Raw genomic sequence first — 6,588 nt, 5'->3', positions numbered from 1 at the left:
GAACTTTTGAATCGGGCTCTTAGGCTCGGCGAAGGCCCGCGGGGGATCTGACCGGAAAGGAGACTCCCATGCCACAGATCGACAAGGAGCGCGTCGTCGCCCTCCTGAACAGCATTCTTGAGCAGGAACTGGCAGGCGTCGTTCGCTATACGCACTATTCGTTCCTCGTCTTCGGTTTTGGCCGCATCCCGATCGTTTCGTGGTTGCGCAGTCAGGCCGACGAGTCCCTGCTGCATGCTCAGGAAGCAGGCGAAATGGTGACCCTTCTGGGAAGTCATCCTTCGCTGCGGATCGGGCCGTTGCTGGAGAGCCACGAACACGACATCGGCGCGATCCTGCGCGAATCCCTCGCCGCGGAAGGTGAGGCGCTGAAGCTTTATCGGCAATTGCTCGGGGCGGTGGATGGAAAGTCCGTTACGCTGGAAGAATATGCGCGCAAGATGATCTACTGCGAGGAAGTCCACGCCAGCGAAGTGGACAAGATGCTGCGCAAACCCGGCGATATCGATGCGTTCGCGGAGGAGGAGATCGCTTAGGTCCTTCGCGCCATTGATGCGCCCCCGCGCACACTTGCTCCTAGCTTGCGGTGGATTTTTCGATCGCTCGGCGCGCGGTGCCGCCCTGCAGGGCCCAGCGCAGCAAGACCTGCGCGCCTTGGGCGCCGCTTCGCACCAAGAGCCGTTCCGGCCCCTGAAGTGCAAGGTGGTGCATGCGGGCCGCCCAGCCGGGAAGCAGGTCGATTGCCGCCTTGCTGCTGACGGTGCGAAACAGCCGGGGAGCGAGCCGGGACGGGCGGGGAGACAGAAGTGCACGGGCCACTTCGCGCGTTCGCAAGTCGAAACGCATTTGCGGGCGCATATTCTCGTAATAAAGCTCGCACTGGTTGAGGCTGACCGGAACGGCGATCGCCCCCAGCCTGCGGGCAATCTCCGACATTTCCTGAAGGTATCTGTCCCGATCGGCGAAGGACAGGAAGGGGTCGCGATAGCGCACATAGGCGCGCAGGAAGCTGGTTGCCGAGGTGACATGAACCCAGGTCACCAATTCAGGGTCGCGCGCGCTATAGGGCGTGCCGTCGGGCAGGTGTCCCCGGACGCAATCGTGGATGGCATTGATCCGTTCGATCAGCGCACTGGCGTGAGGAGTCGAGCCATATGTCGTTCCGGAAACGAACTGTGCCGTCCGACGTAACCGCCCCAAGGGATCCTCACGAAAATTGGAGTGATCCCAGACGCCTGCAAGCACCCGGGGGTGGAGCATCTGGAGCAGCAGCGCAGACAGGCCACCGATCATCATCGTCATGAAATCGCTGTGAACCCGCCATGTCACCGAGGATGGGCCGAAGAGCCCATGGTCTCCGGCTGCCCGCTCACTGTCGATCGCGCCCGAACCGGAACCGATAAGGGCATGGACTTGTCCGGCGATCGATCTGCGAATGCGGTCCATGCCCCCAAGATAGGGGTGTGTGCCCCGGAATTTAAGCTGGGCGGGCCTGTTGCACTCTCTTCTGCGCTGCCACTTCGGACGGGGGATCGGTAAATCCGGTCAAAGATGGCGGGGCCTGCTGGCTCGCTACGCGCTCAGGGGCTAGGGTCTGCCCATGGATGATCTGTTTTCCGATCGCGCCGTGCGCGACCAGACCTTGTCGCGACCCGATCTAGAGGCGATGCAGGGGACTGAGCAGGTCCTCATCGAATGCGAGCTTGAGGAAGTTGATCTTTCCGGGCTCGACCTTTCGCGATGGACGTTCGAGCGCTGCACTCTGCGCCATGCCGACGTTACAAGCGCCAATCTCGAAGGCACCGTCTGGCAATCGTGCCGCGGCGCCTTTGCCAATTTCCTTGCCAGTGACCTTAGTGATGCGCGGTTCGTCGCCTGCGATTTCAACAACGCGACCTTCAAGCGCGCGAACCTGCAGTCCGCGCGGTTCGAGCGTTGCAAGCTGACCGGTGCCGACCTGAGCGAATTGCGCGGTATCGATATCGCTTTCGAGGAAACCCTGCTCGTAAACGCGATCCTGACCGGGCATTCGTTTCGCAGAGCCAACCTCACACGGACCGATTTCTCGCAGGCGGATCTGCGCAAGTGCGATTTCCGGCAGGCGCACTTTGCCGAATGCAGCCTTCGTGAAGCGAGCATGGAGGGCGCGCGTTTCGACGGAGCCGACTTGCGCGGAGCCGATCTGGGCGGTGTGCGTCTGGTCGATGCCAGCCTGTTTCGCGGCGCGACGATATCGCGTGAGCAGGCAGGCCAACTGCTGGGCGAGTTGGGCCTCAACGTTCGATAGAAATGCGCGCCCGGCGATTGCCGATAATGAAGCGGGTTCGAGAAGAAGGGACCCCTTCACGAACCCGCTCCACGTTCCCTGGAACACGCCCACCCACCGGCAGACATGACCCAGGGAGGGTCACCTCGTCAAAACTGTGACTGCTGGCCCCCGCCAGACGGTCTTGCTCCCCCCAATTTGCGAGCAAGATCGCTATCGACGTGATTATGAGTTCTTTTTGATGCGATGCAACAATTAAAATGGATTTCTATTAATATAGGAAAAAGTTGAAAAGTTGTTCAGGTTGTGAGTCGCATTAAATTGCGTGCTTCAATTCGAGAGCTTTCCAAAGTTAACCGCCTCCGTCATTCATAGGGTCCAGGGTATCGTCGATGCTACGGAGAACGCCTGCAATCGGTGCGCGGATAAGCATAATTATAGAATAAATTCAGTAATATAATGGGTTCGTGGCCAGTTGTTCGAAGCGCGTTTGTACGCCCAGGATGCAAAGCGAAGGGGCTCGGTACTTCAGCAGCGTCTCGAGGTCCGTTTTAACTGCTGGGTGACCCGATTGGCGTGCCTGTCGCTCGCTTCAGCTCGTCTTCCATGATTTTGCGCATGGCGAATTTTTGCGCCTTGCCGGTGACGGTCATCTCGAAGCGCTCGACGACTCGCACGTAGCGAGGGACCTTGAAGTGGGCGATGCGTCCCTTGCAGTGGTCCAGCACACATTGCGTGGTCAGCTCTGCGTCCGGTCTGGCGATGATCCAGGCGCAGACTTCTTCGCCATACTTCTCATCTTCGACGCCAAAGACCTGGACATCGAGGATCAGGGGGTGGGTGAGCAGGAATTCCTCGATCTCCCGGGGGTAAATGTTCTCGCCGCCGCGGATGATCATGTCCTTAATGCGCCCGGTGATGCGCACATATCCGTTTGCATCCATCACCGCGAGGTCGCCCGAATGCATCCAGCCCTCGGCGTCGATCGCCTCGGCCGTGCGCTCGGGATCTTCCCAGTATCCGCGCATCACGGCATATCCCCGCGAACAGTACTCTCCCTGTTCGCCGATCGGCAGGGTCTGGCCGTCCAGCCCGATGATCCGCGCTTCGGCATGAGGATGAACGCGACCGACCGAAGCAACGCGTTCCTCGACCGGATCGTCCGTCGCCGTCTGCGTGGTAAGGGGGCTGGTCTCGGTCATGCCGTAGCCGATCGTGACTTCGCGCATGTTGAGCTGCCCCATGACTTCGCGCATGAGGCTGACCGGGCAGGTCGCGCCTGCCATGATGCCCGTGCGCAGGCTCGAGACGTCGAAGGTGCCGAACCCGGAATGGTTGAGCACGGCAATGAACATCGTCGGCACGCCGTAGAGTGCCGTGCAGCCTTCCTCTGCCACTGCGGCGAGAACCTTTCCGGGTTCGAAGGCCTCGTCGGGATAGACCATCGCCGCGCCGCTGGTGAGGGCAGCGAGGTTGCCGAGCACCATCCCGAAGCAGTGGTAGAGCGGGACCGGAATGCAGATCCGATCCCTGGGCGAGAGGTGAATCGTGCGGCCGGCGAAGTATCCGTTGTTGAGGATGTTACGATGAGTGAGCGTGGCGCCCTTCGGGAATCCGGTGGTACCGCTGGTGAACTGGATGTTGATCGCATCGTTCCGATCGATTGCACTGGCGGCCTGCACCAGCAGATCTGCGTCAGGTTCGGCGCGCAGGTCTGACCACGGCTCGAAGCCCTCGAAGCGCTCCTCGCCAAGTGAAACAACGTGACTCAAGGTCGGCAGGCGTTCTCCGCCCAGTTCGCGCAGCATCGCGATGTAGTCGCTCGACTTGAACCGGGCAGCGGTCACCAGCATCGAGCAGCCGACCTTGTTGAGCGCATATTCGACTTCGGAGAGGCGGTAGGCGGGGTTGATATTGACCAGGATCGCGCCGATCCGCGCCGTCGCAAACTGGATCACGGTCCATTCGGCGCAATTGGGCGCCCAGATGCCCACGCGCTCGCCCTTGCGCACGCCGCGGCGCAGCAGCCCGGTGGCAATGCGATCGACCTCCTCGTCAAGCTCCTGCCAGGTGTAGCGCAGTCCCTGATGGCGCGAGACGAGGGCAAGCCCTGTGCCCCACCGGTGGGCGGCATCGCGCAGCGCCTCGCCGATGGTCGTTTCAAGCAGCGGTGTGTCAACCGGTCCTTTGGCGTAACTCATCCCGTTCATCGTGCAATGTTCACAACCTTGAGCTGGGTATATTCGGCAAGCCCTTCGGCCGATTGCTCGACGCCGAGCCCGGAACTGCGGAAGCCGGCCATCGGAATGTGCGGGCCGATCGCAATATGCTGATTGACCCAGACCTGTCCGCTGTCGATCCGTCCGGCAATCTCGGCGGCCTTCGAAACGTCCTGGGACCACACCGATCCGCCGAGCCCGTACTCGCTGGCATTGGCACGCGTCACGACATCGTCGATGTCGCGGAAGGCTATGACCGGCAGGATCGGACCGAACTGTTCCTCGTCGACTATGCGGTCTCCGTCGTGCACGTCGCGCACGATTGTCGGTTCGATGAAGTAGCCTTCGCGGTCGAGCACCTTGCCACCGGCGATGATCCGGCCTTCCTTGCGCGCGGTTTCGAGGAAGTCCTTGACCTTCTCGAACTGCTGGCGGTTCTGGATCGGGCCGATCCGCGTGCCCTGCTTGAGACCGTCATCGACGACGGCTTCCTCGGCGAGCCGGGCAAGTTCGTCGCACATGGCATCGTAGATGGCCTCATGAACGTAGGCGCGCTTGATCGCGAGGCAGACCTGGCCGCAGTTGAGAAAAGCGTTGCCGAAGATCGCCTGCGCTGTTGCGCGCACATCGACATCCTCGAGCACGATGGCCGGATCGTTGCCGCCCAGTTCCAGGGTAACGCGTTTGAGGCCAGCTGCACTGCTGGCGAGGATGGCCTTTCCGGTGCCCGTCGATCCGGTAAAGCCGATCTTGGCGACATCCGGATGTGCGGTGAGGTGCGGGCCAAGATCGTTGGCATCGGTGATGATGTTGACGACGCCGGCCGGGAACACGTCACGGCACAGCGCGCCAAGCATCAGTGCACAGACGGGCGTCGTCGGCGCTGGCTTGAGCACGATGCAATTGCCGGCGAGCACGGCCGGGCCGATCTTCCAGCAGGCGAGCAGCAGCGGGAAGTTCCATGCGGTGATGCCCACGACCACGCCCAGCGGCTTGTGCTGGACCGCGATGTAGCCCTTCTCGTCGTCCTGGATGATCCGGTCGGGCAGTTCGAGCGTCGCGTAGTGGCGCAGGTAGCCTTCGGCCCATCCGACTTCTCCCTGCGCTTCGGCAAGTGGCTTGCCCTGTTCGAGCGTGAGCGCTCGGGCCAGTTCGTCCGCGTTGGCGGCAATCGCGTCGGCGAGCTTCAGGATGCAGGCGAGACGTTCTTCGAAAGGCGTCTCGCCCCAGCCGGCCAGGGCGGCCTTGGCTGCTGCAATGGCTTCGTCAGCCTGCGCTTGCGAGGCCCGGGGAACTGCGGCGAACGGCTCCCCGGTTGCAGGATTGACGACGTCGAGCGTTGCGTCGCCGGCGACGAGTTCGCCGCCGATCAACATGCGATAGTCAGCCATCTATGTCCTCTCCCTGGACGGTGTCCGTCTCAGAATTTCATGCCGACACTGGCGCCGTAAGTGCGCGGTGTGCCGATGTGGTTATAGTCGAATCCGAAGCCGGCCAGAAGGTCGACGCGGGATGTGAAATAGAGCTTGTTGGTCAGGTTCTTGCCCCAGATGGAGGCGGTCCAGCGACCATCGGCGGTCTCGAAGTCGAGGTGTGCGCCGAGGATGGCATAGCCCGACTGCTGCAGGCGCGGCACGTTGATGACCTCGAAATACTGCGACGACTGGTAGGCCATTTCCGGGTGGAGGCTAAGCTTGCCGGTATCGTTGTCCATCACTGTCAGGTCGAGGCTGGCATTGAAGGTCAGGCTGGGCGCGTTCGACAGCCGGTTGCCGTCGACGACGGTCCCGCTCACCGTGCCGTCGATGATCTTGCTCGACAGCAGACCGACGCCCGAATGGAGCGAGATCATGTCGTTGGCGCGCACGGTCAGCTCCGCCTCGGCGCCATAGATCCGCGACTTGGGAATGTTGAGCAGCGTCTGCGCCGCAGTCGACGGATCGACGTTGATGAACTGCTGGTTGCGGTAATCGTAGTAGAACGCGGCCATGTTGAGCGTGACGCTCCGTCCGGCGAACTGCGTCTTGGCGCCAACTTCGTAGGATGTAACCTTCTCCGCCTTGGCGACCGAAAGCTCGGAAGGTGTCCGGCGTCAGCGCCCAT

At 61.8% G+C, this 6,588-nt stretch carries 5 protein-coding genes and 1 pseudogene; 2 read left to right on the top strand and 4 right to left on the bottom strand.

Translation table 11 applies throughout. From position 1 onward, the window contains the following. Positions 1–68 precede the first annotated feature (68 nt). Positions 69–536, top strand: coding sequence for a bacterioferritin (locus SPHV1_RS01180; protein WP_054944309.1), 468 nt, complete (start codon positions 69–71; stop codon positions 534–536). A gap of 40 nt (positions 537–576) precedes the next feature. On the opposite strand, the gene SPHV1_RS01175 is transcribed toward SPHV1_RS01180, so the two are convergent. Continuing rightward, the gene (locus tag SPHV1_RS01175) at positions 577–1,446 is read right to left on the bottom strand and encodes an oxygenase MpaB family protein (protein WP_054944308.1); all 870 of its coding nucleotides are present in this window, start codon (positions 1,444–1,446) and stop codon (positions 577–579) included. Between the two features lie 154 nt (positions 1,447–1,600). Between SPHV1_RS01175 and SPHV1_RS01170 the strand changes: the two genes are divergently transcribed. Further along, positions 1,601–2,287 carry a pentapeptide repeat-containing protein gene (locus tag SPHV1_RS01170; RefSeq protein WP_197277599.1) on the top strand — a complete coding sequence of 229 codons (687 nt, stop codon included), beginning with the start codon at positions 1,601–1,603 and terminating at the stop codon, positions 2,285–2,287. Positions 2,288–2,817: 530 nt separating this feature from the next. On the opposite strand, the gene SPHV1_RS01165 is transcribed toward SPHV1_RS01170, so the two are convergent. The 3 genes and pseudogenes from SPHV1_RS01165 to SPHV1_RS01155 form a co-directional block, all read right to left on the bottom strand. Next, complete coding sequence (locus SPHV1_RS01165; protein ID WP_054944306.1) at positions 2,818–4,476, bottom strand: AMP-binding protein; 1,659 nt, start codon at positions 4,474–4,476, stop codon at positions 2,818–2,820. After that, positions 4,473–5,876 carry an aldehyde dehydrogenase family protein gene (locus SPHV1_RS01160; protein ID WP_054944305.1) on the bottom strand — a complete coding sequence of 468 codons (1,404 nt, stop codon included), beginning with the start codon at positions 5,874–5,876 and terminating at the stop codon, positions 4,473–4,475. Before SPHV1_RS01160 ends, SPHV1_RS01165 begins: the two co-directional genes overlap by 4 nt. 29 nt (positions 5,877–5,905) lie before the next feature. Continuing rightward, positions 5,906–6,535: pseudogene (locus tag SPHV1_RS01155) on the bottom strand (TonB-dependent receptor domain-containing protein); the annotation flags it as partial. Between the last annotated feature and the right edge of the window lie 53 nt (positions 6,536–6,588).

This window comes from Novosphingobium sp. KN65.2, from assembly GCF_001368935.1.
Taxonomy (GTDB): Bacteria; Pseudomonadota; Alphaproteobacteria; order Sphingomonadales; family Sphingomonadaceae; genus Novosphingobium; species Novosphingobium mathurense.
Note: the sequence above shows the minus strand (reverse complement) of the source record. Positions and strands in the feature narration are given on the sequence as shown.

What these genes read in the sequence shown, in the direction of transcription:
- SPHV1_RS01165 (WP_054944306.1), bottom strand. Translation starts at nt 4,476, where the DNA reads ATGAACGGGATGAGTTACGCCAAAGGACCGGTTGACACACCGCTGCTT.
- SPHV1_RS01180 (WP_054944309.1), top strand. Translation starts at nt 69, where the DNA reads ATGCCACAGATCGACAAGGAGCGCGTCGTCGCCCTCCTGAACAGCATT.
- SPHV1_RS01170 (WP_197277599.1), top strand. Translation starts at nt 1,601, where the DNA reads ATGGATGATCTGTTTTCCGATCGCGCCGTGCGCGACCAGACCTTGTCG.
- SPHV1_RS01175 (WP_054944308.1), bottom strand. Translation starts at nt 1,446, where the DNA reads ATGGACCGCATTCGCAGATCGATCGCCGGACAAGTCCATGCCCTTATC.
- SPHV1_RS01160 (WP_054944305.1), bottom strand. Translation starts at nt 5,876, where the DNA reads ATGGCTGACTATCGCATGTTGATCGGCGGCGAACTCGTCGCCGGCGAC.